This is a genomic window from Burkholderia thailandensis E264, from assembly GCF_000012365.1.
Lineage (GTDB): Bacteria > Pseudomonadota > Gammaproteobacteria > Burkholderiales > Burkholderiaceae > Burkholderia > Burkholderia thailandensis.
Map to the genome: position 1 here is coordinate 962,066 of NC_007650.1, position 23,760 is coordinate 985,825.

Sequence of the window (23,760 nt, forward strand, 5' to 3'; positions counted from 1 at the left end):
GATGGTCCTGAGGCGATTCGTGTGACCTCGGCAGCAGACAGACGCTGCATTATCTTTTACGAAATTGTCGTAAGCAATTATTTAATAAATATGTTCAATTGTGCGCCTCGATAATTCAACTCGAACGACGCCGAAATTCGTTGTGCGAATTGCACGATTTCAATGGGAAGTCGCGCTTGAAAAGCGCTTGGCGAGAAACAGGGCGGTGCCGCCCGAATCGGTGAGGGAAGGCCCGCCGCCGCATGCGGTGAAGGCGTTTCGCGGTCGACGCGTTGCCGTCGATATATAGTCCCCGAAGAGGCGAGGACGATGTGTCGCGACGTTCTTTTCGCGCGACGCGTGTGACGCGGGGGGATGCGTTGCGATGTCGCGGGCGGCATCGCGAATCATGCGGTGCGAATGGGCGCGGCGGGTGAGGTTTGCGCGACGGTCGCATCGCATCGTGTCGCGCGTGCATGCCGAGCGGCATACGCTACGTGCGTCGCGTCGCGTCGCGTCGCGTCGCGTCGCGTCGCGTCACGTCACGTCACGTCACGTCACGTCACGTCACGCGCGATGCGTGGGCCGCTGCTTCGTGGAAATCCTTGGTTCTCCACACGAACGCCGGGCGCTTGGCGCGTCGCGCTTGCGCGTTCGCCGATGCGCCGCCGCCGAGCACGGGCGGCGCGTGCGCTCACCAACTGCCGTTGCCGTCGAACGTCGGGCAGGCGCTCGGATCGTCGGGGTCGGGAAACATCACTTTCTGCTTGAAGTCGTCGATCAGCCATCGCCTCATGATTTCGTCGAGCGAGGTGGACGGCTTCGGTGCGTCGCGCTCCGCCGAACGATGGGCGGCGTCAGTCTGCGTGTGCGTCGTGGCTTGCAAGGGCGTCATGGCATGGCTCCTGTTCGGTTGAAGTGTCGGCGCGCGTGGGCGGCCGATCGCCGTCGATCGCCGTCGCGTCGCGCGCGGCGCTTCGTTCGGGGCCGCGGCGCGCGTCGATCGTCGCGCGCCGCGCGAACTTGTCGTCGGCTGCGGTGCCGACAGCCGCGCGGCACGCGGCGAGCGCCGCATCGCCGAGTTCGCGTGCGATGTCGCGCGGGTCGAATTCGAGAATCGCCTCGTCCGATTCGACGACGAACGTCCGCGTGTCGGCGACGACGACCTGCGCCAACGGATACGCGTCGTTCAGGCGCTCGCGTATCGCGGGCGCGATCCGCTTCGCGTGCGTCGGCACCGACACGCGCAGCGGGCGATCGGCCGCACACGCGCGACGGCTCGCGAGCGCGTCGACGATGCGCAGCAGCAGATCCGGATCGTCGAGCAGGCGTTCGAGCGAGCGCCGAACGTCGTCGACGACGCGCTCGAGCAGCGTCGCCCGCTGCGCGTCGATCCGCTCGACGCCGGCGGCGAGTTCCGCGATCGCGCGCGCGAATCCGGCCTCGTAGCCGGCCGTCGCCGCATGCGCGCGGCAGGCGTCGGCCTCGCGTTCGGCGTCGCGCACGAGCCGTTGCGCGCGGCGCCTCGCTTGGTCGAGCAAGCGCTCGGCGCGCGCCGCCTGCGACAGCGGCGCGCGCTTGAGCAGCACGCCGCCGAGCGGCGCGAGCGTGTCAGGAAACTGGCGCAGGTTCGAGGAGCACATGATTCACCGCGAAGGAGAAGAGCGAGGAAGACCAGGCCGTGCGCGCATCGTCGTGCGCGCCGTCGAGCCCGGCGGCGAGCCGCGCCGCATGCGCGCGCGGGAACAGCAGCGGCAGGCGCTGGCGCAGCGCGCGCGGCGCGTCGCGCAGCGCGGCCGTGATGCATGCGGCGCCGGCCGCGACGATCGCGTCGTCGTCGGGCGCGCCGGTGCACGCGGCCTTCGGCACGGCCGCGAGCGGCACGCACAGAAAGCGCTGGCTCGACGCGTCCAGCCGCACGTATCGGCCATGCTCGACGAGCGCCGCACGCAGCCGCTGCACGCCGATCAGGAACGCGATGCGCGGCAGACGCGCCCAATGGTCGACGCACGGCGCCGCGCGCGGCGCGCCGCGCCAATCGAAATCGATCGCGGTGTCGAGGCGATGATGGTCGATCAGCCATTGGTTCGCGACGTCGGCGGGCATGCGCGCGAGATCGACGCCGGCGATCGCACGATGATCCGGATGCGCGTAGCCGAGCGGGCCGTACATCACTTGCATCAACGCGTGCGGATTCATCGGCGCGGCTCCCACGGCGCGCCGCGCGAGGCGTCCGGCGCGTCGGCCGCAGCGGAGTTCGCGGCTGCGCTGCGCGAGGTGGGCGCGCCGGATGCATCGAATGCGTCCGATGCATCGGATATGTCGAATGCGTCGCGCGGCGTCGACACCTCGGTCGTCTCGCGCGCGTCGGGGGCGGCCGGCGCCGCGGGTTCGACGCGCGCGGCCGCGTGAGCCGGCGCATCGGGGCCGGCCGCGCGCCGGCGGCGCAGGTAGGCGAGCCCGCCGGCGGCCGCCGCCGCGAGTGCGACCGGAATCGCGGCGAGCCAGTAGAGCCATGCGCCGCCCGCATGTGACGCGGGCATCGTCGGCGCGCCGCGGAACAGCGATGGCGCGCGATACAGGATCACCGAGATGTCGTCGTAATCGATGTTCGTGAAGCTGTTCTTCACGAACCGCTTCACTTCGCTCACGAGGATGTCCGCGTTCACGTCGTTGCGGTACGTGAGGAGGGCGGCCACGTGCATCCGCGCGTCGGGCTTGCCGCTGTCGGACGGCTTGAGCGGATAGCTGACCTGCACGCGCGCGCTCACGACGTTCTGCAGCGCGGCGAGATTCTGCTCGAGGCGCTGCTCGACGGCCGACAGCAGCCGCGCCTGCTCGGCCTGCGGCGACGCGACGAGCGAGTCGGCCGGAAACGCCTGCGCGATCTGCACGCGCGCCTGCGACGGCAGGTTGTATTGCCGCAGCAGATCGACGGCGGTCGGAAAATCGGCCTGCTCGACGCTCACCGCATAGCCGGTCTTGCCGAGGTCCTCCTTGCGCACGGCGAGATCGTGCGCCTGGAGCACCGCGACGACGTCGTTCGCCTGCTGCTCGGTCAGGTTCTTCAGCAGTTCCTGCTGGTTGCATGCGGCGAGCAGCAGCAGCGCCGGCAGCAGCGAGAAAGAAACGAATCGTCTCATCGCTTCATTGCGCCTTGACGAGCGTCTCCACCGCCGAGACGGCCTTGCGCGCGAGCGTGCTCGCAAGCGAGACGTAGATGTTGTAGTCGGACAGCTCCGTTTGCAGCGCGATCAGCTTCTCCGGATGCGCGAAGTCGACCGGATCGGCGAGCCGCGATTCGATGCTCGCCTTCGCGACATTCGACTTGTCGTTCGCATCGGCGAGCGTTTGCTTCAGGATCGCGTCGAGCGTCGCCGGCCGCTCGGACGATTCGATTTCGCTGAGCGACGGCTGCGCGGACACGGCATGCGGATTCGTGATGTTCATGATCGTTCGGCCCGGCGCGGTAGAGAGGGTTAGCGGAAGTTCGAGACGATCGACGAATCGATGTCCTTCATCGATTTGACCGCGCTGCTCTGCGCGTTCCGGTACAGGTTGTATTCCGACATGATCATCTGATAGTTCGCGAGCGCCGTCGGATCGCTCGGGTTCTTCGTGAGATTCGCCTGCGCGTCCTGCAGTTGCTGGTTCAGATCCTTCACGCCGGTGTCGAACGCGCGGCCGATGCCGGTCAGGTAGCCTGACCACTCGTAGTCGGTCAGCAATGGAGTCGGGGGATTGCTCATCGGGAATGTGCTCCTTCCAGGGGTTGCGGGAAATACCAGGACGCGTGATCGAGCAGCACGTAGCCATCGCCGCCTTCCCGATAGGATTTGCCCTTCAGCCAGTCGGTGCGCAGCGCGATCTTGAAGTCGACGCGGCGCGTGCCCCACTTGTGGCTGAACGAGCGCATGAGGTTCTGCAAGGCGGCGAGTTCCTCGTCGCCGAACGAGGTCGCCACCTCGAACGTCGCGCCGCCGCGCCGCGCGAGCAGCCGATAGCGCGCGCCCGCCTTGTCGAGCGCGTTGCGCGCCTCCTGCTCGATCGCGCCGAGGCTCGCGTCGATCACGCGCACGTCCCGCACGTATGGGGCCGCGCGCCGCAGCTCGCCGATCGCGCGCGCGCGATCGGCGACGGGCGCGGCGCCGGTGAGGATCAGCTCCGGGCGCTCGGGCGTGTCGAGGCGCACGGTCACGAAATCGACGCCGGCTTCGTCGAGCCGGCGCTCGATGCGTTGGCGCTCCGCGCCGATCACGGCGACTTCGATCTTCTCCGGCAGCGCCGCCTTCAGCAGCGCCTCGCGGTCCCATTCGGCGCCGTCCTGCGACGCGCTCAGCACGTAAATCCGGCCGTCGTCGCCGGGCAGGATCGCGTTGGGCGCGGGCGCGCCCGCCAGCACGCCGTTCACGCTCGCGAGCTTTTGCGCGCCGACATAGCGCTGCACCTGCCAGTACGCGAGCGCCGCGAGCGCGACCCCCACGACGAGCAGCGCGCCCAGCTTCAGCGCGAAGCGCGATGCGCGCTCGCCGGAATCGCCGGGCTCACCGGGCGTGCCCTGCTCGGCGGTGTCCGGCGAACGCGAGGGCGCGTGTGGCGCATAGCGCGCGACCGCCTCGCTCCATGGCTCGCCCTGACGCCTGAGCGCGAACGCGATATCGCCGAAGCGGCAGACGGTGTTGAATGCCGCGCATTGCGTGACGCAACCGTCCGCTGACAGAAAATCGACTTCGAAATCGCCGCGCGCGGCTTCACCGGTTTCCGGGATTCGCGCCGCTTGCGTCGGCACGCCTGGAAAACGCAGGCGGAAATTCGGCGCGCCGGCCCGATGGGGGATATAAAGCGTATCGACCGCGCGCTCCAGTAAATGACCGGCGTGATTTTCCGGGTGCTCCGCCGGACGATCGTCGATCACTTGCTCGCCGACGCAGAAAAATATTTCCCCGGGCGGAATCGCGATATCCGAGCCGAATAGCGGGCCGAACAGGATTCGGAGTTGCATAATTTCAAGTCCGGAATCTGGTTTATTCATCTCGGTGATTTCCAGGGTGACCTGGGCGATAAATGGCCTGATTATGTATATATCGTTTTCCCGATCGCCTTCGCTGCCGTCGATCGTGAACCGGATAATCGGGTTCGGGCCGGGAAGGCGCATCGGTCAGCATTTTCGTCGACGCGCCGGAATCCGGCTCGATGGACGGAATGTACCGCCTGGCGGCGCTCACCGCCATGAGCGCGCCTGAATAGTTATGAATTCGAATATGAAAGAAGATTATCGAATTGTTAATTTGCATGATTTTATTGAGATTTTATCAATTGCCGAATTTTTCCTTGATCGGAATGTGATGCCTGATTAATCTGCGTTCCCGGAAGGTCGCGAAAATATCGTTCGAGCATTTTGCGGCCGTTATCGAGGAGTGCGCGATGGCGAATCGATTCAATAAGTTCGATTGCGTGGTGGTTTCACCCGGAAAATCCAGATCGTTTGCAGGTCCGGCAATCAGGCTGATCAGGCCGGTGACGGAAATCGCGAAACTGGATGTGTCGTTCGGCGCGGCGTCTCATGCCGTTTCGATCGACAAGAATAAATCGGCGCTGGTTGTCGGCGCCGGTCAATTCAAAATCGCGTCGCGTGAAGGCGCATGGCGTTTTCATGACGTGCCGTTATTCGAGGCGGCGAAATTGCTCGCTTTTCTGGAAAGCTGCGCGACGCCGGACGGCGCCGGCCGCGAATATCGCGCGGGGGCGCCGGACGGCGCGGTGATCGACGCGCCCGGCGATCTGAGCATCTGGAAATTCGACCGGTGGTTGATCGCCCGCGTGATGGGCGCGCCGCACGGCGCCGATCCGCTGTTCGCGTTCCTGCGCGCGCAGGAGAGCTACGGGCTCGTGCGCTTCCTGCTGCGCGAGCGTGCGAACCCGCAGCCGATCGCCGCGCTTGCCGCGCGCTACGGCGTGTCGGAGCCGCACTTTCGCCGGCTGTGCCGGCAGGCGCTCGGCCGCGGCCTGAAGCGCGAGCTTCGGCAATGGCGCGCCGCGCAGGCGGTGCTCGAGGTCGTCGAGAGCCGCGACAGCATGACCGAAGTCGCGATGAGCAACGGCTTCGCGTCGTCGTCCCACTTCTCGCGGGAAATCAAGGACTTGTTCGGCATTTCGCCGTGCCGGTTCCGTCGCCGGACATGAGGAGCCCAAACCGATGATGTATGCCGACAGGGCCAGACGATACGCAGCCGCGCTTGCCGCGTCGCTGCTGATGACGGGCGCGGCGTTCGCCGCGCCGACCGACGCGGCGCCGAGCGCCGACGCGCCCGCGGCGGCGAGCGCGACGCTCGACACGCAGGACGGCGACGCGCCGCCGGCGCGCGCGCCGCAGGACGACGAGCGCCACTTCGTCGCGAACGATGCGAGCATCGGCGTGCTGCTCAATGCGCTGTCGGGCCGGCTGCACAAGCCGGTCGTCGCGAGCGAGAAGGTGCGCCGCAAGCACGTGACGGGCGAATTCGACCTCTCGCAGCCGCGCGCGCTGCTCGCGCGGCTCGGCGAATCGATGGCGCTGCTCTGGTACGACGACGGCGCGTCGATCTATATCTACGACAACTCCGAGATCAAGAACGCGGTGGTCTCGATGCGCCACGCGACGGTGCGCAACCTGCGCGATTTCATCCGGCAGACGCGGCTCTACGATCCGCGCTTTCCGGTGCGCGGCGACGACCTGAGCAACACGTTCTACGTGACGGGCGCGCCCGTCTACGTGAATCTCGTCGCCGCCGCCGCGCGCTATCTCGACGAGGTGCGCTCGAACGAGGCGAGCGACAGGCAGGTCGTGCGCGTCGTGCAGCTTCACAACAGCTTCGTCGTCGACCGCCAGTACACGCTGCGCGACAAGGAGGTCGACATTCCGGGCATGGCGACCGTGCTCGGCCGCATCTTCGGCCCGGCGCGGCAGGGCACGCCCGCCGCGGCGGCCGACGCCACGGCGCGCGGCGGCGCGGGCGGCGCCGCCGGCAAGCCGGCATTCTCGCTCGCCGACGCGTTGCCCGCGCCGCTTGACGCAGGCAACGCGCCGGGCGGCGCAGGCTCGGCGAATTCGACAAACCCGGCGAACCCGACGAACGCCGCGAGCCCGATGGGCGGCGCGGCGGGCGGCGTCGCGCTGCCCGCGTCGGACGGCGTGCGCGCGGTTGCGTATCCGGACACGAACAGCGTGATCCTCGTCGGCCGGCTCGACAAGGTGCAGGACATGGAGGCGCTGATCCGCTCGCTCGACGTCGAGAAGCGGCAGATCGAGCTGTCGCTGTGGATCATCGACATCAGGAAGAGCCGGCTCGATCAGCTCGGCATCGACTGGCAGGGCGCGCTCAATGCGCCGGGCATCGGCGTCGGCTTCAACAATCGCGGCGGCAACGTGACGACGCTCGACGGCACCAAATTCCTCGCATCGGTCGCGGCGCTCAGCCAGACGGGCGACGCCACCGTGATCTCACGGCCGATCGTGCTCACGCAGGAGAACGTACCGGCGACGTTCGACAGCAACCAGACGTTCTACGCGAAGCTGATCGGCGAGCGCACGGTGCAGCTCGATCATGTGACCTACGGCACGCTCGTCAACGTGCTGCCGCGGCTCACGCGCGATGCGTCACAGGTCGAGATGATCGTCGACATCGAGGACGGCAACACCGACGGCGCGACGAGCGACGGCCAGATCGTCATCGACAACAACACGATGCCGCTCGTGAACCGCACCGAGATCAACACGGTCGCGCGCGTGCCGCACGAGATGAGCCTGCTCATCGGCGGCAACACGCGCGACGACGTCACGCGCCGCACGTTCCGGATTCCCGGGCTGGCCAGCCTTCCGCTGATCGGCGGGCTGTTTCGCGGGCATTCGGATCGGCACGAGCAGGTGGTGCGCGTGTTCCTGATCCAGCCGAAGCTGCTGCGCGCGGGCGCGGCCTGGCCCGACGGCCAGCCGTGGGAATCGGGAGGGCCGGCGGACAACGCGACGCTGCGCGCGACCGTGCAGATGCTCAAACCCTACATGGACGACCAGTCATGAGCTCGATCATCGGCGGCGCGTCGGCCGCGCGGCGCGGCTTTTCGATCGACGGCACGGGGAGCGCGGCGAACCGGCTCGACGCGGAGCCGTCGCTCGACGACGCGCCGCAGACGGGCGCGGCGGGCGCGGCGGGCGCGGCGGGCGCGGCCGACGTGCAGGCGCAACTCGCCGGCGTCGACGAGGAGGCGGCGAACGCCGCCGCGCAATTCGGCCGGTTCCGCGCGTCGGAGCGCAAGGGGCGCCGCAGCGACGACCTCGAACGGATTCTCGACACGGACGCCGACGAGAAGCTCGACGAGCTCGCCGCGCTGCTCGGCGGCCGCGCGCCGCGCGGCCGCGTGGACCTCGCGACGCTGCTGCGCGACGCGCGCGAGCGCTTTCGCGACGAGAGCGATCTGCTGCTCGCGCTGCGCGAGTTGCGCCGGCGGCGCCGGCTCGACGGCGAATCCGTCGACGTCGTCGAGCGCGCGATCGACGAACTGCTCGCGGGCGACGGCAACAAGCGGATCAAGGCGGGCATCAACGCGGCGCTCAAAGCGAAGGTGTTCGGCGCGCGGATGCAGCTCGATCCCCGCCGGCTGCGCGAGCTGTACCGGCAGTTCCTCGAGTTCGACGGCTCGCATCTCGTCGTCTACGAAGACTGGATCGAGCAGTTCGGCGCGAGCCGCCGCAAGCGGATTCTCGACTACGTGAGCGCCGCGCTGTCGTACGACATGCAGTCGCACGACCCGAGCTGCGGCTGCGCGGCCGAGTTCGGGCCGCTCCTCGGCACGCTGCATCGCGCGCGGATGCTCGCGTCGGCCGACGAGCAGTTCGTCGGCCGGCTGCTCGACGACGCGCTCGCGCGCGATTGCGGGCTCACCGAGGAGCGCGCGCTCGCGACGATGCTGGGCGGCCTGCAGCGGCCGTTCTCGGTCGCCGACGTGCTGCTGCGCGCGCTCGGCGATCTGCTCGAGCCGCTTTCGGCCGCTCGCCGCTCGCAACTGCTGCAACTCGCGCTGCGCGCGTTCGCGGGCGTGCCGATCGCGCTCTACGGCGATGCCGACGCGCGCCGCGCGGCGCTCGGCGCGATCGAGGCGTTGATCGGCGCGACATACGCGCGCGAGCGGCGGCTGGCGCGCCCGCACGCGGACGCCGGCTGATGCGCGGCGCTCCTCATTCGAACCGGTCGATAGACATGCTGAAGAATCTCCTGATCAAGGCACAAGCGCGCCCCGAACTGATCGTCCTGTGCCTGATGGTGCTCGTGATCGCGATGCTGATCGTGCCGCTGCCGCCGTACGTGCTCGATTTCCTGATCGGCCTGAACATCGTGACGGCGCTGCTCGTGTTCATGGGCTCGTTCTACATCGTCAACATCCTCGAATTCTCGACGTTTCCGTCGATCCTGCTGATCACGACGCTGTTTCGCCTCGCGCTGTCGATCAGCACGAGCCGGATGATCCTGCTCACGGCCGAGGGCGGCAAGATCATCACGACGTTCGGGCAGTTCGTGATCGGCGATAACCTCGTCGTCGGCTTCGTCGTGTTCGTGATCGTGACGATCGTGCAGTTCATCGTGATCACGAAGGGCTCGGAGCGCGTCGCCGAGGTCGCGGCGCGCTTCTCGCTCGACGCGATGCCCGGCAAGCAGATGAGCATCGACGCGGACCTGCGCGCCGGCATCATCGACAACGAAGGCGTGAAGGCCCGCCGCTCGGCGCTCGAGCGCGAGAGCCAGCTGTACGGCTCGTTCGACGGCGCGATGAAGTTCATCAAGGGCGACGCGATCGCCGGCATCGTCGTCATCTTCGTGAACCTGATCGGCGGCGTCTCGGTCGGCGTGATGCAGCACGGCATGTCGGTGTCCGACGCGCTCACGACCTACACGATCCTGTCGATCGGCGACGGCCTCGTCGCGCAGATCCCGGCGCTCTTGATCGCGATCGGCGCGGGCTTCGTCGTCACCCGCGTGAGCGGCTCGGGCAACAACCTCGGCGCGAACATCGTCGGCGAGCTGTTCTCGAACCCGTTCGTGCTCGTCGTCACGGCCGTGCTCGCGCTCGCGATCGGCCTGCTGCCCGGTTTTCCGCTCGCCGTCTTCCTGCTGATCGCGCTCGCGCTGGGCGCGCTGTACGTGCGCCGCGAATGGCGCAAGCCGGGCGAGCCGCCGCGCGAGGGCGGGCTCGCCGGCAAGGTCGCGGGCGCGCTCTCGGGCGGCGGCGCGGCGAAACCGGCCGACGCCGACGCCGGTGACGTCGACATCGACAAGCTGATTCCGGAGACGGTGCCGCTGATGCTGATGGTGCCCGAGGCGGCGCAGCCGATGTTCGAGCGGGAAGGCGTGATCGCCGCGTTCAGGCGGCGCGCGTTCGTCGACATGGGGCTGCGGCTGCCGGACATCCGCGTCGTGTATTCGCCGCAGGTGCATCCGCGCGAGGCGATCGTGCTGATCAACGAGATCCGCGCGGCGACGTTCGCGATCTGCTTCGACCGGCATCGCGTGATCGGCTCGACGCTTGCGCTCGAAGGGCTGCCCGTCGACGTCGTGACGCTGCCGGACGGCGCGGGCGGCGACGCATGGTGGGTGCCGGGCGCGCAGACCGACGCGCTGGCGAAGATCGACGTGCTCACGCGCTCGGCGATCGACGACCTGTACGGACAGTTCCTCGCGGTGATGCTCGGCAACGTATCGGAGTTCTTCGGCGTGCAGGAAGCCAAGCGCCTGCTCGACGACATGGACCGCAAGTATCCGGAACTCATCAAGGAGAGCTATCGGCACATTTCGGTGCAGCGCATCGCCGAGGTGTTCCAGCGCCTGCTCGCCGAGAAGATCTCGATCCGCAACATGAAGCTGATTCTCGAATCGCTCGCGCAGTGGGGGCCGAAGGAGAAGGATTCGATCCTGCTCGTCGAGCACGTGCGCGCGGCGCTCGCGCGCTACATCTCGAACCGCTTCGCGGCGGGCGGCAAGCTGCGCGCGCTCGTGCTGTCCGCCGAGTTCGAGGATGCGGTGGGCAAGGGCGTGCGGCAGACCTCGGGCGGCGCGTACCTGAACCTGGAGCCCGCGACGAGCGAGCAACTGCTCGACCGGCTCGCGCTCGAGCTCGCGCACGCGGGCTTCTCGCAGCGCGACATGGTGCTGCTCGCGTCGATGGAAGTCAGGCGTTTCGTCAAGCGGCTGATCGAGAGCCGCTTTCCGGAACTGGAGGTGCTGTCGTTCGGCGAAGTGGCCGACAGCGTCGCAATCGATGTGTTGAAGACGATCTAAGGAGAGAAACGATGAACGTCGATGTCGTCATGCTCGTGAAGGAAAGCATGGAGAAGATGGACTGCGGCAACGCGATCGCGGGCGAGCTGGATGCGCACGCGCCGATCTGCATTGCGTTTCATTCGATGCCCGAAATGTTCGTCGAGCGCGACGGCGAGCACGTGACGATCTGGAGCCGGCTCGATTGCGCGGGCGAAAGCCAGCTCGCGCGCTGCGCGTTCGATCTGCTCGCGTACCAGCTGCCGCGCGGCTCGGACGCGTTCGCGTCGCGCCGGCCGCTGCTGTCGTTCGTCGACGACGCGCTCGTGCTGCACGGCCGCGTCGAGCCGCGCTGCCTCGCCGACGCCGACGGCTTCACCGAGGCGCTCGAGACGTTCTACGCGGACCTGTGCGCGGTCCACGAGATTCTCGCGCGATGAAGGCCGCGGGCGATCCGCTGCGGCTCCTCGCGCGGCGCGCGCATCCGCGCCGCATCCAGGGGCCGATCATCGAGGCGCCGCTGCCGGACGTCGCGATCGGCGAGCTGTGCGCGATTCGCGCAGCGGCGGGCAGCGATACGACGATCGGACGCGCGCAGGTGGTCGGCTTCGGGCGCGACACCGCGATCCTGAGCGCGCTCGGCAGCACGGCCGGGTTGTCGCGGCAGGTCGCGCTCGTGCCGACGGGCGAGCGGATGACGATCGATGTGTCGCCGGCGCTGCTCGGCGCGGTCGTCGACGCGGCGGGCGGCGTCGTCGAGACGCTTGGCACGGCGGGGGCGTTGCGCGGCGCCGCGCCGCGCCGCAGCGCGATCGACGCCGCGCCGCCCGATTACGCGGCGCGGCGGCCGATCGAGCGCCGGCTCGCGACGGGCGTGCGCGCGATCGATGGGCTGCTCACGTGCGGCGTCGGCCAGCGCTTCGGCATCTTCGCGGCGGCGGGCTGCGGCAAGACTTCGCTGATGAACATGATGATCGAGCACGCGGCGGCCGACGTGTACGTGGTCGCGCTGATCGGCGAGCGCGGCCGCGAGGTGTCCGAGTTCGTCGAGCGGATGCGGCGCTCGGGCAGCCGGGACCGCACGGTCGTCGTGTACGCGACGTCGGACCGCGCGTCGGTGGACCGCTGCAACGCGGCGCTCGTCGCGACGACGATCGCCGAGTATTTCCGCGATCTGGGCTGCGACGTGATGCTGTTTCTCGATTCGATGACCCGCTACGCGCGCGCGCTGCGCGACCTCGCGCTCGCGACGGGCGAAGCGCCCGCGCGGCGCGGCTATCCGGCCTCGGTGTTCGAGCAGTTGCCGCGGCTGCTCGAGCGGCCCGGGCGCACGCATGCGGGGAGCATCACCGCGTTCTACACGGTGCTGCTCGAAAACGAAGAGGAGCCCGATCCGATCGGCGACGAGATCCGCTCGATCGTTGACGGTCATGTGTATTTGAGCCGGCAGCTCGGCGCGAAGGGGCATTTCCCTGCGATCGACGTGTTGAAAAGCGCGAGCCGCCTGTTCGACGAGATCGCCGACGCGCCGCATCGTTCGCTCGCGAAGCGGTTCCGGCAGCACCTCGCGCGCATCGACGAGATGCAGGTGTTTCTCGATCTCGGCGAATACCGGCGCGGCGAGAACCCGGAGAACGACGACGCGCTCGACAGGCGGCCGGCGCTCGACGCGTTCCTGAAGCAGGAAATCGACGAGGCGTCGGCGTTCGGCGACACCCTCGAACGGATGCGCGAGGCCGCGTCGTGAAGCGGCTCGACGGCGCGCGGCGGCTGCTCGCGGTGCTCGAGCGGCGCGGCGACGCGCTGCGCCGGCAGACGGCGCGAGAGCGCGACGCGCTCGCGGCGCTCGACGTGCAGATCGCCGAGCGGCGCGCGGCGATCGCGCGCCTGCGCGAGCGGCTCGCGGCGAGCGCGCCGCCGAAGCGGTACGCGCGCAGCGAGCTGATGCGCGTGCGCGGCAGGCAGGCGGCGATGCGTCATGAGATCGCGTGCAGGCAGATCGAGGCCGACGATCTGCTCGAGCGCCGGCAGGCTGCCGAGCAGGCGCTGCGCGACAGCCTGGCCGCCGCGCTCGCGCTCGAGCGGCGGCGCGACGCGCACCGCGACTGGCTCGCGCGGCGCAGGATCGAAAACGAGCGGCTGCGCGAATCGGCGGCCGAAGCGGATTTCACGGAAGGAGCAGGTCATGGGTTCAATCATCAGCACTAGCGCGCCGATCGCGGCGGGCGCGGCGGGCGTCGAACCCGCGCCGCGCGCGGAGCCGCCGGGCGCGGGGCAGGCGTCCGAGTTGCAGCGCGCGTATCGCGAGCAATGCCGCGAGGTGCTCGACAAGCGCGACGACGGGCGCGACGGCGGGCAGGATCGCGACGACGCCGAAACGGGGCGCGTTCACGCGAGGAAAAAGACGAAGCGCAAGAGCGAGCTGTCCGCAGCGGCGGGCTGGATGCACGCGTGGCATCCGGCGCGGGATCGGGCGATCGCGCTGCGGTTCGGCGAAGCGTCGCTCAGCGATGCGCGGCGCGGCGCGAGCGTGCGCGACGCCGGCATCGAGGCGGGCGCGGATGCCGGCACGCAAGCGTGCGCGGCGGCGCGTGGCGCGGTTCGCGCGACAGGCGAGCGAGCGCCCGGCGCTTCGATGACCGGCGCGCGCGCGCCGCACGCGGCGGCCGAGATCGCGCCGCCGTCCGTGCCGACCCCGGCGGCGCGCGCGGCGCAACGCACGTCGGACGGCATCGCGCGCGACATGGCGGCCGCAGCCGCGCAGACTTCCGCGATGGCGGCGGCCCCGGCGGCGGGCGTCGTCGCGTCGCGCTCGCCGGCGCTGCCCGCCGCGCGTGTGCCGGCCCCGACGATCGCCGCCGCGTCGGACACGTCGGTTACGTCGGCTGCGTCGGCCTCATCGTCGCCACGACGCCCGGCGGCGGCCGCTTCGCCGGGCGCCGCGCGCGAACGCGTCGACGGCGACGATTCGGACCGTGCGGGCGATGCATCGCTCGCCGGCTTCCCGCACGGCGTTCAACCTCAGGCGTCGCTGCGCGCCGCCGAGCCTCCCGCGCGCACGCACGACCCGTCGCGCACCGCGCGCCAACGCGCGCAGGCGGGCGCGGCGCAAGCGGACGCGCGCGATGTCCGCGAAACGCAAGGCACCCAGGTGCGCTACCGCTTCAACTCATGGGACGGGCGGCCTGCGGTCGAGCTGCGCTTCGATCCCGACGCCGCGCCGCGCGTCGTCAACGCGCAGCCGAGCCACGAGCGCGTGCAGCGCGCGATGGAGCACGGCGTCGAGCGACTGACGCCCGGATGGACCGTCGAATTCGATCGGCAGCGCGCGGATGACGACGGCGGCCGTTCGCCGTGGCGCAGCCCGCGGCAGGAGCCGGAGGAGGACGAACGATGAACGCGCGCTACACGCTGTTCAGGCGCGTCGCGCCCGCGGAATTGCCGCTGTACCGGAGCGCGCGGGCGCTGCGCGCGGCGGGCGGGCACGCCGCGCTGCGCACGATCGCGCCGCCGCGCGGCTATGCGGCGTTGCGCGCGACTTGGCGGGGCGTCGAGCACGACGGCTGGGTCGACCTCGACGATCTGATGCGCCGCCGCTACCCGGCGCTCGGCGCGCTCGCGTGGCGCGCGCTCGACAGGCGCTATGCGCTCGATCTGCTGAGCGGGCAGGACGCAGCGGCCGAACTGCCCGCGCCGCCGGGCGGCTGGGCGCACGTGCGGCTCGTCGATCTCGTCGAGCGCGAGCTGCGCGCCGAGCCGCTGCTGTGCTTCGACGCGCCGGGACGCGTGCGCGCGCTGTTCCGCGCGTTTCCCCACGAAGCGCCCGCGTCGCGCGCCGCAGCCGACGTCGGCGCGGTGCCGCTCGCGATGCGCTTCGCGATCGGCACCGCGCGCCTGCCGCTCGCGCTGTTGCCCGCCGTCGCGCCGGGCGACGTGCTGCTCGTGCGCGCGCCGCGCAACGTGGTCAGGATCGGCGCGCGCGCGCTGTGTGAATTTTGCTGCGAAGGAGAAAACATCATGCTGAAAGAGCCACTGGCCGAACACGCGATCGACGATTCGCATGACTCACCCGCGACGGCGGACGCGCCGCCGGACGCATCGCCGCCGGCTTTCGACATCGACGCGCTGCCCGTCACGCTGGAGTTCGTGCTGCAGGACGAGCGCGTGACGGTCGCGCAGCTTGCGGGCTGCCATCCGGGCCTGGTGCTGCCGCTGCGCGGCGTGCCGGGCGAAGTGACGATTCGCGCGAACGGCCAGCCGTTCGGCATCGGCGAGCTGATCCAGGTCGGCGATCAGCTCGCGGTCGAGGTGAAGGCGCTCTGGCGCGCGAAGCCGGCGGCGTGCGATGGCGAATAACGAAATCGCGCTGATCGTCCTGCTGACGGCGGCGACGCTCGTGCCGTTCGTCGTCGCGGCGGGCTCGTGCTTCATCAAGTTCTCGATCGTGCTCGTGCTCGTGCGCAACGCGCTCGGCATCCAGCAGGTGCCGTCGAATCTCGCGCTCAACAGCATCGCGCTCATCATGTCGCTGTTCGTGATGATGCCCGTCGCGCAGAGTGCGTACCGGTATCTGCAGCACCATCCGCTCGACGTGATGAACGGCAGTTCGGTCAACGATTTCATCGACGGCGGCCTCGGCGATTACAAGCGCTATCTGACGCGTTACTCCGATCCGGAGCTCGTGCGCTTCTTCGAGCGCGCGCAAGCCGCGCGCCTGAAGCGCGACGACGCCGACGCGGCCGACGCCGACGCGGACGCCGGCGACGAGCCGGACGGCCTCGACAACTCGCTGTTCTCGCTGCTGCCCGCGTACGCGCTCACCGAGATCAAGAGCGCGTTCAAGATCGGCTTCTACCTGTATCTGCCGTTTCTCGTCGTCGACATGGTGGTGTCGAGCGTGCTGCTCGCGCTCGGGATGATGATGATGAGCCCGGTGACGATCTCGGTGCCGATCAAGCTGATCCTGTTCGTCGCGATGGACGGCTGGACGCTGATCTGCAAGGGCTTGATCGAGCAGTACCTGAATCTGATGAAATAGCCGCGCCGCGGCGCGTTTTTTAGGAAGACAAACGATGGCTGAACTCACCTACGCAGGCGACAAGGCGATTCTGCTCGTGATCCTGCTGTGCGCGGCGCCCGTCGCGGTCGCGACCGTCGTGGGCCTCGCGATCGGCCTGTTCCAGACGGTCACGCAATTGCAGGAGCAGACGCTGCCGTTCGGCTTGAAGATGCTCGCGGTGTTCGGCTGCCTGATGATGCTCTCCGGATGGTTCGGCGGCAAGCTGCTCGCGTTCGCGACCGAGATGCTGTCGATCGGGCTGCGGTGAGCCGCCTCACGCGGAGCGACACGATGGATGTCTCGATGGAAGCGTTCTACCGGCAGGCCGGCGCGATCGCGATCGCCTATGCGCGCATCGCGCCGGTGTTCTATCTGCTGCCGTTCCTGAACGACCGGACGATCGTCAACGGGCTCGTGAAGAACACGATCGTGTTCGCGGTCATCGTCGGGCTGTGGCCGAGCTTCGCGCATCCGCCTCTGCGAGGCGGCGCGCTCGCCGGCATCGCGCTGACGGAGGCGGCGGCGGGGCTCGTGCTCGGCGTCGCGCTGTCGCTGCCGTTCTGGGTCGCGACCGCGATCGGCGAACTGATCGACAACCAGCGCGGCGCGACGATCAGCGATTCGATCGATCCGGCCACGGGCGTCGAGGCGTCCGCGCTCGCGCCGTTCGTGAGCCTGTTCTACGCGGCGGCGTTCCTGCAGCAGGGCGGCATGCTGACGATCGTCGGCGCGCTCGAATCGAGCTATGCGACGGTGCCGGCGGGCGCGCCGTTTTCGGCCGACCTGCCGCGCGTCGGCGCGCTGCTGACCGATCTCGTCGCGCACGGGCTCGCGCTCGCCGCGCCGGTGCTGATCGTGATGTTCGTCACCGATGCGCTGCTCGGGCTTTTCTCGCGCTTCTGCCCGCAGGTCAATGCGTTCTCGCTGTCGCTGACAGTCAAGAGCATTGTCGCGTTCGCCGTGTTCCACCTGTATTTCGTGTATGCGGCGCCGCACGAGCTGACCGCGCTGCTGCACGCGCATCCGTTCGGCAGCCTGGTGAAGTGAGCGATGGCGGAGAAAACCGAAAAGCCGACCGCGAAGAAGCTGCGCGACGCCGCGAAGAAGGGGCAGACGTTCAAGGCGAGGGACATCGTCGCGCTCGTCGTGATCGCCACGGGCGCGTTGTCCGCGCCCGCGCTCGTCGATCTGACGCGCGTCGCGGCCGAATTCACGAGGATCGCGTCGACGGGCGCGCAGCCGAATCCCGGCGCGTATGCGCTTGCGTGGGCGAAGCTGTTCCTGCGGATCGCCGCGCCGTTCGTGCTGCTCTGCGCGGCCGTGGGCGCGCTGCCTTCGCTCGTGCAAAGCCGCTTCACGCTCGCGGTCGAATCGATCCGCTTTGATCTCACGGCGCTCGATCCGGTGAAGGGGATGAAGCGGCTCTTCAGCTGGCGCTCGGTGAAGGACGCGGTGAAGGCGCTGCTCTACGTCGGCGTGTTCGCGATCACGGTGCGCGTGTTCGCCGATCTCTACCACCACGACGTGTTCGGGCTGTTCCGCGCGCGCCCGGCGCTGCTCGGCCACATGTGGATCGTGCTCACGGTGCGCCTCGTGCTGCTGTTCCTGCTGTGCGCGCTGCCGGTGCTGATCGTCGACGCGGCCGTCGAGTATTTCCTGTACCACCGCGAACTGAAGATGGACAAGCACGAGGTGAAGCAGGAATACAAGGAGAGCGAGGGCAATCACGAGATCAAGAGCAAGCGGCGCGAGATCCATCAGGAGCTGCTGTCGGAGGAGATCAAGGCGAACGTCGAGCAGTCCGATTTCATCGTCGCGAACCCCACCCATATCGCGATCGGCATCTACGTGAATCCCGACATCGTGCCGATTCCGTTCGTGTCGGTGCGCGAGACCAACGCTCGCGCGCTCGCGGTCATCCGGCATGCCGAGGCGTGCGGCGTGCCCGTCGTGCGCAACGTCGCGCTCGCGCGCTCGATCTATCGCAACTCGCCGCGCCGCTACAGCTTCGTGAACCAGGACGACATCGACGGCGTGATGCGCGTGCTGATCTGGCTCAAGGAAGTCGAGGCCGCGAATCGCGGCGGGCCGCCGCGCGAGATGCCGCCGGAGGCCACGCACGCGCCGGATGCGCACGGCGGCGACGCCGCGTCGGGCGGCGCCACGTCCGCTCAGGCGGGCGAGCGAAACGCTTGACAACCCGAAAAGACTGCTTTGTGAAATTTTCCCGAGCGAACGGCGCGTAACGTGGCGACTGTCAATCGACGGCACCGCAACGCGCCGACATCCATGTGACTGAAAGAACCGAACGAGGTGACGGCATGACGCAACGCGACGTGAACATAGACGACATCGAAGCCGACGAGATGGCGGCGGCGCTGCTGGACGCGGTCCAGAACGGCGCGACGCTAAAGGATCTGCATCAGGTGCCGCAGGACCTGATGGACGGCATCTATGCGTTCGCTTACCGCTTCTACCAGCAGGGGCGGCTCGACGACGCGGCAGTGTTCTTCCGCTTTCTGTGCATCTACGACTTCTACAACGCCGAATACGCGATGGGGCTCGCGGCGGTGTGTCAGTTGAAGAAGGAATACGCGCGGGCGATCGATCTGTATGCGCTCGCGTATTCGCTGTCGAAGGACGACTACCGGCCGATGTTCCACACCGGCCAATGCCATCTGCTGATGGGCAAGGCGGCGCTCGCGCGCCGCTGCTTCGGCATCGTCGCCGAGCGCTCGCGCGACGAGCGCCTCGCGCGCAAGGCGCAATCCTATCTCGACGGGCTCGACGAAGTGGGCGCCGAAGCGGCGTGCGCATCCGTCGAGAACGACCACTAGCCAACAGGAGCTGATCGTATGTCATCGGGAGTGCAGGGCGGATCGGCCGCCAACGCAAACGCTTACCAGACCCATCCGCTGCGCGATGCGGCGAGCGCGCTCGGCACGCTGTCGCCGCAGGCGTACGTCGACGTGGTGTCGGCCGCGCAGCGCAATTTCCTCGAGCGCATGTCGCGCCTTGCGTCCGAGCAGTGCGACGCGCAGCCGGTGACGGACGACGCGCGGCTAGACAGGCTCGACGATAAGCCGGCGCTGCGTGCGCCGCGATCCGATGCGGCGCACGCGGCGGACGGCAACGCACGGGGCAACGGCGGCGCGAGCGGCGCGGCGAAGCTCACCGAGCTGCTCGGCGTGCTGATGAGCGTCATCAGCGCGAGCAGCCTCGACGAGCTCAGGCAACGCTCGGACATCTGGAACCAGATGTCGAAGGCCGCGCAGGACAATCTGACTTCGCTGTCCGACAAGTTCCAGTGCGCGACCGACGACGCGAAGGCGGCGACCGACGCGGCCGAGCGTGCCGCCGCCGCCGCGAAGCAGGCGGCCGCCGACGCGAAGGCCGCGGACGCGGCGGCCGACGCCGCGCAGAAGCGGTACGACGATGCGATGAAGCAGGGCTTGCCCGACGATCAACTGAAGACGCTGCAGGCGGCGCTCGAGCAGGCGAAGCAGCAGGCGGGCGACGCGCACGCCCGCGCGGACGCGTTGCAGGCCGACGCGGCGGGGAAGCTCGATGCGGCGACCGCGCTCGCGACGCAGGCGCGCGAATGGGAGCAGCAGATCGACGACGCGGTGAATCAGGCCTCGCGGCAATACGGCGCGAGCGCTTCGCTGCGCACGCCGCCGTCGCCGAAGCTGAGCGGCGCGGCCGAGCTCACGGCCGTGCTCGGCAAGCTGCAGGAGCTGATTTCGTCGGGCAACGTGAAGGAGCTCGAATCGAAGCAGAAGCTCTTCACCGAGATGCAGGCGAAGCGCGAGGCCGAGCTGCAGAAGAAGTCCGATGAATACCAGGAGCAGGTGAAGAAGGCCGAAGAGATGCAGAAGACGATGGGCTGCATCGGCAAGATCGTCGGCTGGGTGATCACCGCGGTCAGCTTCGCGGCGGCCGCGTTCACGGGCGGCGCGAGCCTCGCGCTCGCGGCCGTGGGGCTCGCGCTCGCGGTGGGCGACGAGATCAGCCGCGCGACGACGGGCGTGTCGTTCATGGACAAGCTGATGCAGCCCGTGATGGACGCGATCCTCAAGCCGCTGATGGAGGTGATCTCGTCGCTCATCACGAAGGCGCTCGTCGCGTGCGGCGTCGATCAGCAGAAGGCCGAACTCGCCGGCGCGATCCTCGGCGCGGTCGTGACGGGCGTCGCGCTCGTCGCCGCCGCGTTCGTCGGCGCATCGGCCGTGAAGGCGGTCGCCTCGAAGGTGATCGACGCGGTCGCGGGCCAGTTGACGAAGCTGATGGATTCGGCGATCGGCAAGATGCTCGTGCAACTGATCGAGAAGTTCTCCGAAAAATCGGGGCTGCAGGCGCTCGGCTCGCGCACCGCGACCGCGATGACGCGCATGCGCCGCGCGATCGGCGTCGAGGCGAAGGAGGACGGGATGCTGCTCGCGAACCGGTTCGAGAAGGCGGGCACCGTGATGAACGTCGGCAACCAGGTGTCGCAGGCGGCGGGCGGCATCGTCGTCGGCGTCGAGCGCGCGAAGGCGATGGGCCTGCTCGCCGACGTCAAGGAGGCGATGTACGACATCAAGCTGCTCGGGGATCTGCTCAAGCAGGCCGTCGAATCGTTCGCCGAGCACAACCGCGCGCTCGCGCAACTGATGCAGCAGATGTCGGATGCGGGCGAGATGCAGACCGCGACGGGCAAGCTGATCCTGCGTAACGCCCGCGCAGTGTAATACGGGCGATCACGTTTGTTTTCGAACTCGAAGAGGTGTGTATGTCAATCGGTGTGCAAAGCAGCGGCATCAACATCAGCAACGCGGAGCTGTCCCGGCTCGTCGATGCGGGCATGTCGGAGCTGGGCGGCAAGGCGGTTCGCGACGACGGCCGCGCGCTCGCGCGCGCGGAAGCGGCGCTCGCGGCCGTCGTAGGCGAGCGCGTGTCGCCGCGGCGCGACGCGGGCGCGGGCGCGCAGCGCGTCGAACTCGCGCAGCCGAAGCCGGCCGCGCAGACGCGCGCGACGGACCGGCGAACGGTCTCGGGAATGGAGCGCGAGCACAGGCGGCTCGCCGCGAGCCAGATGCCGGCCGTCACGGGCATGCACGAGGCGCTCGTGCAGCGCCACGTGTCGCCCGGCGGCGCGAAGACGCCCGGCGAAGGGGGCGCGACGCGCGTGGGCGGCGATGCGCCGCGCTTCTCGTTCGCCGAGGACAAGGCGTTCGACGCGATGATCGCGCTCGGCATCGCGATGCAAAAGAACGTGCAGTCCGATCTCGTGATGCAGGGCAAGCTCACGACGCTCGCGCACGACGCGATGATGAGCGCGGCCGCGCAGGATCGCAGCATCGGCGCCGCGCAGATGACGGCGGCGATCGCGGGCGGCGCGCTGCAGGCGGCGACCTCGCTCGGCGGCGCCGTGCAGCAGATGAAGGGCTTGGGCACGAAATCGATGTCGATCGAAAAGGAGCTGAAGCCGCAGGCGGAGCTCAAGCAGTTCCATGCGGAGCAGGCGCTCGAGTTGCGCGGTATCAACAAGCCGGTGCTCTCGAACGACGAGGTGTCGCACGTGAAGGTCAAGCGCGAGACGGGCGAGAGCGTGCGCCACGAGATCGACCCCGGCGGCGAGCGGATGAGCGACGAGCACGCGAGCGTGCTCGCGCAGGAGGCGCCCGCCCGGCAGCACCGGATCGACATGCACGGCATGCGTCACGAGCAGAACCTCGTGAAGGCGGGCCGCCAGCAGATGAAGGGCGATCTGATCCAGTCCGGCGGCCAGGTCGGCAAGAACCAGATCGACGGCGCGTCGGCGCAGCAGCAGGGCGCGGAGCGCGCCGAGCAGAAAGAGGACGAGAGCGCGCAGCAGACCGCGATGGCGGCGGCGAGCGCGCGCGACGAAGCCGCGCACCGTGGGCGCGACGCTGCGCAGAAGGCGATCGACGCGGCGAAGAGCCAGGTGGCGAACGACAACGCGGTGGCCGCGCAGGTGGCCGGCAATTTGCGGACCTGACGGTTTGCGTCGCGGCGGGCGTCGCCTGCCGCGCGCGGCCGCGTTTCGCGGGACGGGCGATGGCGTTTTCGTGAAAGCCGGCGCCGGCGTCCGTCTCTAGGATCGGAATTCCGACGATTGAGCGCATGGCGACATACAAGGAACTGAAGGCCCGGGCCGAGGCGTTGAGCGCGCAGGCCGAAGCGGCGCGGCAGGCCGAATTGCAGGCCGCGATCGATGAGGTGCGCGCGAAGGTGCGCGAGTATGGTCTCACGGCATACGAAGTGTTCGGATACCGAAAGAAGGCAGACGAGCGAAAGCGCGGGGCGGTCAGGCCGAAGTACCGCGATCCGGCGACGGGCGCGACCTGGAGCGGGCGCGGCATCGAGCCGAAATGGATTCGCGGGCGCAACCGGGACGAATTCCTGATCGAGTGAAGGCGGGCGCCGCGCGTCGCGCGCGCCCTCGAAGAATCCGATAGCACGAGGTGAAACACGATGAATGTCCAAGTCGACATGGGGCGCGCGCTGGCCGCGCGCGATTGGCGGGCGGTCGCGGCGCTCGCGGTAGCGATGCCGGCGCACGCCGGCGCGGGAACGATCACCGACGACGATCTGCGCGCGGCGGGCGTCGATCGCCGCGTGCCGGAGCAGAAGCTCGGCGCGACGATCGACGAATTCGCGTCGGTCAGGCTGCCCGAGCAGATCGACGGCGAATTCGTCGAGGGCCGCCGCGCGAACCTCGCGGTGTTCGACGACGCGCGCGTCGCGGTGCGCAGCCACGCGCTCGCGCAGCGCAACTTGCTCGAGCGATGGGAAACCGAGCACCTGGGCGGCACGCTCGACGCGGCGGGCAGCGGCGGCGGCATCCAGCCGGACCCGATCCTGCAGCAGCTCGTCGACGTGATCGCGCAGGGCAAGTCGGACGTCGACGCGTACGCGACGATCGTCGAGGGGCTGACGAAGTATTTCCAGAGCGTCGCCGACGTGATGAGCAAGCTGCAGGACTACATCTCGGCGAAAGACGACAAGAACATGAAGATCGACGGCGGCAAGATCAAGGCGTTGATCCAGCAGGTCATCGACAATCTTCCGAAGATGCAGCTGCCGAAGGGGGCGGACATCGCGCGCTGGCGCAAGGAGCTCGGCGACGCCGTCTCGATCAGCGATTCGGGCGTCGTGACGATCAATCCGGACAAGCTGATCAAGATGCGCGATTCGCTGCCCCCTGACGGCACGGTGTGGGACACCGCGCGCTACCAGGCCTGGAACACCGCGTTCTCCGGCCAGAAGGACAACATCCAGAACGACGTGCAGACGCTCGTCGAAAAATACTCGCACCAGAACTCGAACTTCGACAATCTGGTCAAGGTGCTGAGCGGCGCGATCTCGACGCTGACGGACACCGCCAAGAGCTATCTGCAGATCTGAACGAGGCCGCGCGTCCACGCCGCCGCG

Annotated in this window: 26 protein-coding genes; 18 read left to right on the forward strand and 8 right to left on the reverse strand. The window is 68.8% G+C overall.

Features of this window, described 5'->3' with window-relative positions:
- Positions 1-673: 673 nt before the first annotated feature.
- From BTH_RS04265 to BTH_RS35540, 8 genes are read right to left on the reverse strand one after another with little or no spacing between them, the layout of a single operon-like run.
- Positions 674-874 carry a hypothetical protein gene (locus tag BTH_RS04265; protein ID WP_009896101.1) on the reverse strand — a complete coding sequence of 67 codons (201 nt, stop codon included), beginning with the start codon at positions 872-874 and terminating at the stop codon, positions 674-676.
- Positions 837-1,622 (reverse strand): type III secretion system stator protein SctL, encoded by a 786-nt coding sequence (gene sctL / locus BTH_RS04270; protein ID WP_009896102.1) that lies wholly within the window; start codon positions 1,620-1,622, stop codon positions 837-839. The genes BTH_RS04265 and sctL overlap by 38 nt, the downstream gene beginning before the upstream one ends.
- Positions 1,591-2,178 carry a type III secretion apparatus protein OrgA/MxiK gene (locus BTH_RS04275; RefSeq protein WP_009907418.1) on the reverse strand — a complete coding sequence of 196 codons (588 nt, stop codon included), beginning with the start codon at positions 2,176-2,178 and terminating at the stop codon, positions 1,591-1,593. Before BTH_RS04275 ends, sctL begins: the two co-directional genes overlap by 32 nt.
- Positions 2,175-3,122 carry a type III secretion system inner membrane ring lipoprotein SctJ gene (sctJ, locus tag BTH_RS04280; RefSeq protein WP_009896106.1) on the reverse strand — a complete coding sequence of 316 codons (948 nt, stop codon included), beginning with the start codon at positions 3,120-3,122 and terminating at the stop codon, positions 2,175-2,177. Before sctJ ends, BTH_RS04275 begins: the two co-directional genes overlap by 4 nt.
- 4 nt (positions 3,123-3,126) lie before the next feature.
- Positions 3,127-3,429 carry a type III secretion system inner rod subunit SctI gene (gene sctI, locus BTH_RS04285; RefSeq protein WP_009896108.1) on the reverse strand — a complete coding sequence of 101 codons (303 nt, stop codon included), beginning with the start codon at positions 3,427-3,429 and terminating at the stop codon, positions 3,127-3,129.
- A gap of 29 nt (positions 3,430-3,458) precedes the next feature.
- Positions 3,459-3,728: a type III secretion system needle filament protein BsaL gene (gene bsaL / locus BTH_RS04290; protein WP_009896110.1), complete on the reverse strand. Its 270-nt coding sequence runs from the start codon at positions 3,726-3,728 to the stop codon at positions 3,459-3,461.
- Entirely contained in the window at positions 3,725-5,011 is a 1,287-nt protein-coding gene (locus BTH_RS04295; protein WP_009896111.1) for a PrgH/EprH family type III secretion apparatus protein, read from the reverse strand. Before BTH_RS04295 ends, bsaL begins: the two co-directional genes overlap by 4 nt.
- Positions 5,004-5,210 (reverse strand): hypothetical protein, encoded by a 207-nt coding sequence (locus BTH_RS35540; protein WP_080511269.1) that lies wholly within the window; start codon positions 5,208-5,210, stop codon positions 5,004-5,006. The genes BTH_RS04295 and BTH_RS35540 overlap by 8 nt, the downstream gene beginning before the upstream one ends.
- Before the next feature lie 310 nt (positions 5,211-5,520).
- On the opposite strand from BTH_RS35540, the gene bsaN reads away from it, so the two are divergent.
- The 18 genes from bsaN to sctA all read left to right on the forward strand — a co-directional run bounded on the left by bsaN (position 5,521) and on the right by sctA (position 23,733).
- Complete coding sequence (gene bsaN / locus BTH_RS04300; RefSeq protein ID WP_190275338.1) at positions 5,521-6,162, forward strand: T3SS3/T6SS1 transcriptional regulator BsaN; 642 nt, start codon at positions 5,521-5,523, stop codon at positions 6,160-6,162.
- A 13-nt stretch (positions 6,163-6,175) separates the two neighbouring features.
- On the forward strand, positions 6,176-8,035 hold the full coding sequence (gene bsaO / locus BTH_RS04305) for a SctC family type III secretion system outer membrane ring subunit BsaO (protein WP_011401042.1): 1,860 nt from the start codon (positions 6,176-6,178) through the stop codon (positions 8,033-8,035).
- Positions 8,032-9,177, forward strand: coding sequence for a type III secretion system gatekeeper subunit SctW (gene sctW, locus BTH_RS04310; RefSeq protein WP_009896116.1), 1,146 nt, complete (start codon positions 8,032-8,034; stop codon positions 9,175-9,177). The genes bsaO and sctW overlap by 4 nt, the downstream gene beginning before the upstream one ends.
- Positions 9,178-9,212: 35 nt before the next feature.
- Positions 9,213-11,285: a SctV family type III secretion system export apparatus subunit BsaQ gene (gene bsaQ / locus BTH_RS04315; protein ID WP_009896117.1), complete on the forward strand. Its 2,073-nt coding sequence runs from the start codon at positions 9,213-9,215 to the stop codon at positions 11,283-11,285.
- 11 nt (positions 11,286-11,296) lie between these two features.
- Positions 11,297-11,704 (forward strand): type III secretion system protein BsaR, encoded by a 408-nt coding sequence (gene bsaR / locus BTH_RS04320; protein WP_009896118.1) that lies wholly within the window; start codon positions 11,297-11,299, stop codon positions 11,702-11,704.
- Positions 11,701-13,011, forward strand: a complete 1,311-nt coding sequence (bsaS, locus tag BTH_RS04325; RefSeq protein WP_009896119.1) for a SctN family type III secretion system ATPase BsaS — start codon at positions 11,701-11,703, stop codon at positions 13,009-13,011. Before bsaR ends, bsaS begins: the two co-directional genes overlap by 4 nt.
- A complete protein-coding gene (locus tag BTH_RS04330; RefSeq protein WP_009896120.1) occupies positions 13,008-13,472 on the forward strand; it encodes a surface presentation of antigens protein in 465 nt (154 codons plus the stop codon). The genes bsaS and BTH_RS04330 overlap by 4 nt, the downstream gene beginning before the upstream one ends.
- Positions 13,450-14,661, forward strand: coding sequence for a hypothetical protein (locus BTH_RS04335; RefSeq protein ID WP_011401045.1), 1,212 nt, complete (start codon positions 13,450-13,452; stop codon positions 14,659-14,661). Before BTH_RS04330 ends, BTH_RS04335 begins: the two co-directional genes overlap by 23 nt.
- Entirely contained in the window at positions 14,658-15,620 is a 963-nt protein-coding gene (sctQ, locus tag BTH_RS04340) for a type III secretion system cytoplasmic ring protein SctQ (RefSeq protein WP_009896123.1), read from the forward strand. The genes BTH_RS04335 and sctQ overlap by 4 nt, the downstream gene beginning before the upstream one ends.
- Positions 15,610-16,302: a SctR family type III secretion system export apparatus subunit SpaP gene (gene spaP / locus BTH_RS04345; protein ID WP_009896125.1), complete on the forward strand. Its 693-nt coding sequence runs from the start codon at positions 15,610-15,612 to the stop codon at positions 16,300-16,302. Before sctQ ends, spaP begins: the two co-directional genes overlap by 11 nt.
- A gap of 34 nt (positions 16,303-16,336) precedes the next feature.
- On the forward strand, positions 16,337-16,591 hold the full coding sequence (gene bsaX / locus BTH_RS04350) for a SctS family type III secretion system export apparatus subunit BsaX (protein WP_004187417.1): 255 nt from the start codon (positions 16,337-16,339) through the stop codon (positions 16,589-16,591).
- 23 nt (positions 16,592-16,614) lie between these two features.
- Positions 16,615-17,370 (forward strand): type III secretion system export apparatus subunit SctT, encoded by a 756-nt coding sequence (gene sctT, locus BTH_RS04355; RefSeq protein ID WP_011401046.1) that lies wholly within the window; start codon positions 16,615-16,617, stop codon positions 17,368-17,370.
- 3 nt (positions 17,371-17,373) lie between these two features.
- Positions 17,374-18,519 carry an EscU/YscU/HrcU family type III secretion system export apparatus switch protein gene (locus BTH_RS04360; RefSeq protein WP_009896146.1) on the forward strand — a complete coding sequence of 382 codons (1,146 nt, stop codon included), beginning with the start codon at positions 17,374-17,376 and terminating at the stop codon, positions 18,517-18,519.
- A 125-nt stretch (positions 18,520-18,644) separates the two neighbouring features.
- Positions 18,645-19,160, forward strand: coding sequence for a SycD/LcrH family type III secretion system chaperone BicA (bicA, locus tag BTH_RS04365; protein WP_009896148.1), 516 nt, complete (start codon positions 18,645-18,647; stop codon positions 19,158-19,160).
- An 18-nt stretch (positions 19,161-19,178) separates the two neighbouring features.
- On the forward strand, positions 19,179-21,053 hold the full coding sequence (gene bipB, locus BTH_RS04370; protein ID WP_011401047.1) for a type III secretion system translocon subunit BipB: 1,875 nt from the start codon (positions 19,179-19,181) through the stop codon (positions 21,051-21,053).
- 41 nt (positions 21,054-21,094) lie between these two features.
- Positions 21,095-22,324, forward strand: coding sequence for an IpaC/SipC family type III secretion system effector (locus tag BTH_RS04375; RefSeq protein WP_009896151.1), 1,230 nt, complete (start codon positions 21,095-21,097; stop codon positions 22,322-22,324).
- A 125-nt stretch (positions 22,325-22,449) separates the two neighbouring features.
- The gene (locus BTH_RS04380; protein WP_009896152.1) at positions 22,450-22,740 is read left to right on the forward strand and encodes an H-NS family nucleoid-associated regulatory protein; all 291 of its coding nucleotides are present in this window, start codon (positions 22,450-22,452) and stop codon (positions 22,738-22,740) included.
- Positions 22,741-22,800: 60 nt separating this feature from the next.
- Positions 22,801-23,733: a type III secretion system needle tip protein SctA gene (gene sctA, locus BTH_RS04385; RefSeq protein ID WP_025404166.1), complete on the forward strand. Its 933-nt coding sequence runs from the start codon at positions 22,801-22,803 to the stop codon at positions 23,731-23,733.
- Positions 23,734-23,760: the final 27 nt, after the last annotated feature.

Bases quoted from the DNA above. Each gene is read 5' to 3' on its own strand.
- BTH_RS04335 (WP_011401045.1), top strand. From the start codon at position 13,450: ATGGGTTCAATCATCAGCACTAGCGCGCCGATCGCGGCGGGCGCGGCG.
- bsaR (WP_009896118.1), top strand. From the start codon at position 11,297: ATGAACGTCGATGTCGTCATGCTCGTGAAGGAAAGCATGGAGAAGATG.
- sctW (WP_009896116.1), top strand. From the start codon at position 8,032: ATGAGCTCGATCATCGGCGGCGCGTCGGCCGCGCGGCGCGGCTTTTCG.
- bsaS (WP_009896119.1), top strand. From the start codon at position 11,701: ATGAAGGCCGCGGGCGATCCGCTGCGGCTCCTCGCGCGGCGCGCGCAT.
- sctL (WP_009896102.1), bottom strand. From the start codon at position 1,622: ATGTGCTCCTCGAACCTGCGCCAGTTTCCTGACACGCTCGCGCCGCTC.
- BTH_RS35540 (WP_080511269.1), bottom strand. From the start codon at position 5,210: ATGGCGGTGAGCGCCGCCAGGCGGTACATTCCGTCCATCGAGCCGGAT.
- bsaL (WP_009896110.1), bottom strand. From the start codon at position 3,728: ATGAGCAATCCCCCGACTCCATTGCTGACCGACTACGAGTGGTCAGGC.
- bsaQ (WP_009896117.1), top strand. From the start codon at position 9,213: ATGCTGAAGAATCTCCTGATCAAGGCACAAGCGCGCCCCGAACTGATC.
- BTH_RS04295 (WP_009896111.1), bottom strand. From the start codon at position 5,011: ATGAATAAACCAGATTCCGGACTTGAAATTATGCAACTCCGAATCCTG.
- sctA (WP_025404166.1), top strand. From the start codon at position 22,801: ATGAATGTCCAAGTCGACATGGGGCGCGCGCTGGCCGCGCGCGATTGG.
- sctI (WP_009896108.1), bottom strand. From the start codon at position 3,429: ATGAACATCACGAATCCGCATGCCGTGTCCGCGCAGCCGTCGCTCAGC.
- sctT (WP_011401046.1), top strand. From the start codon at position 16,615: ATGGATGTCTCGATGGAAGCGTTCTACCGGCAGGCCGGCGCGATCGCG.
- BTH_RS04375 (WP_009896151.1), top strand. From the start codon at position 21,095: ATGTCAATCGGTGTGCAAAGCAGCGGCATCAACATCAGCAACGCGGAG.
- BTH_RS04265 (WP_009896101.1), bottom strand. From the start codon at position 874: ATGACGCCCTTGCAAGCCACGACGCACACGCAGACTGACGCCGCCCAT.
- sctJ (WP_009896106.1), bottom strand. From the start codon at position 3,122: ATGAGACGATTCGTTTCTTTCTCGCTGCTGCCGGCGCTGCTGCTGCTC.
- bicA (WP_009896148.1), top strand. From the start codon at position 18,645: ATGACGCAACGCGACGTGAACATAGACGACATCGAAGCCGACGAGATG.
- spaP (WP_009896125.1), top strand. From the start codon at position 15,610: ATGGCGAATAACGAAATCGCGCTGATCGTCCTGCTGACGGCGGCGACG.
- sctQ (WP_009896123.1), top strand. From the start codon at position 14,658: ATGAACGCGCGCTACACGCTGTTCAGGCGCGTCGCGCCCGCGGAATTG.
- BTH_RS04275 (WP_009907418.1), bottom strand. From the start codon at position 2,178: ATGAATCCGCACGCGTTGATGCAAGTGATGTACGGCCCGCTCGGCTAC.
- bsaO (WP_011401042.1), top strand. From the start codon at position 6,176: ATGATGTATGCCGACAGGGCCAGACGATACGCAGCCGCGCTTGCCGCG.
- BTH_RS04380 (WP_009896152.1), top strand. From the start codon at position 22,450: ATGGCGACATACAAGGAACTGAAGGCCCGGGCCGAGGCGTTGAGCGCG.
- bsaX (WP_004187417.1), top strand. From the start codon at position 16,337: ATGGCTGAACTCACCTACGCAGGCGACAAGGCGATTCTGCTCGTGATC.
- BTH_RS04360 (WP_009896146.1), top strand. From the start codon at position 17,374: ATGGCGGAGAAAACCGAAAAGCCGACCGCGAAGAAGCTGCGCGACGCC.
- bipB (WP_011401047.1), top strand. From the start codon at position 19,179: ATGTCATCGGGAGTGCAGGGCGGATCGGCCGCCAACGCAAACGCTTAC.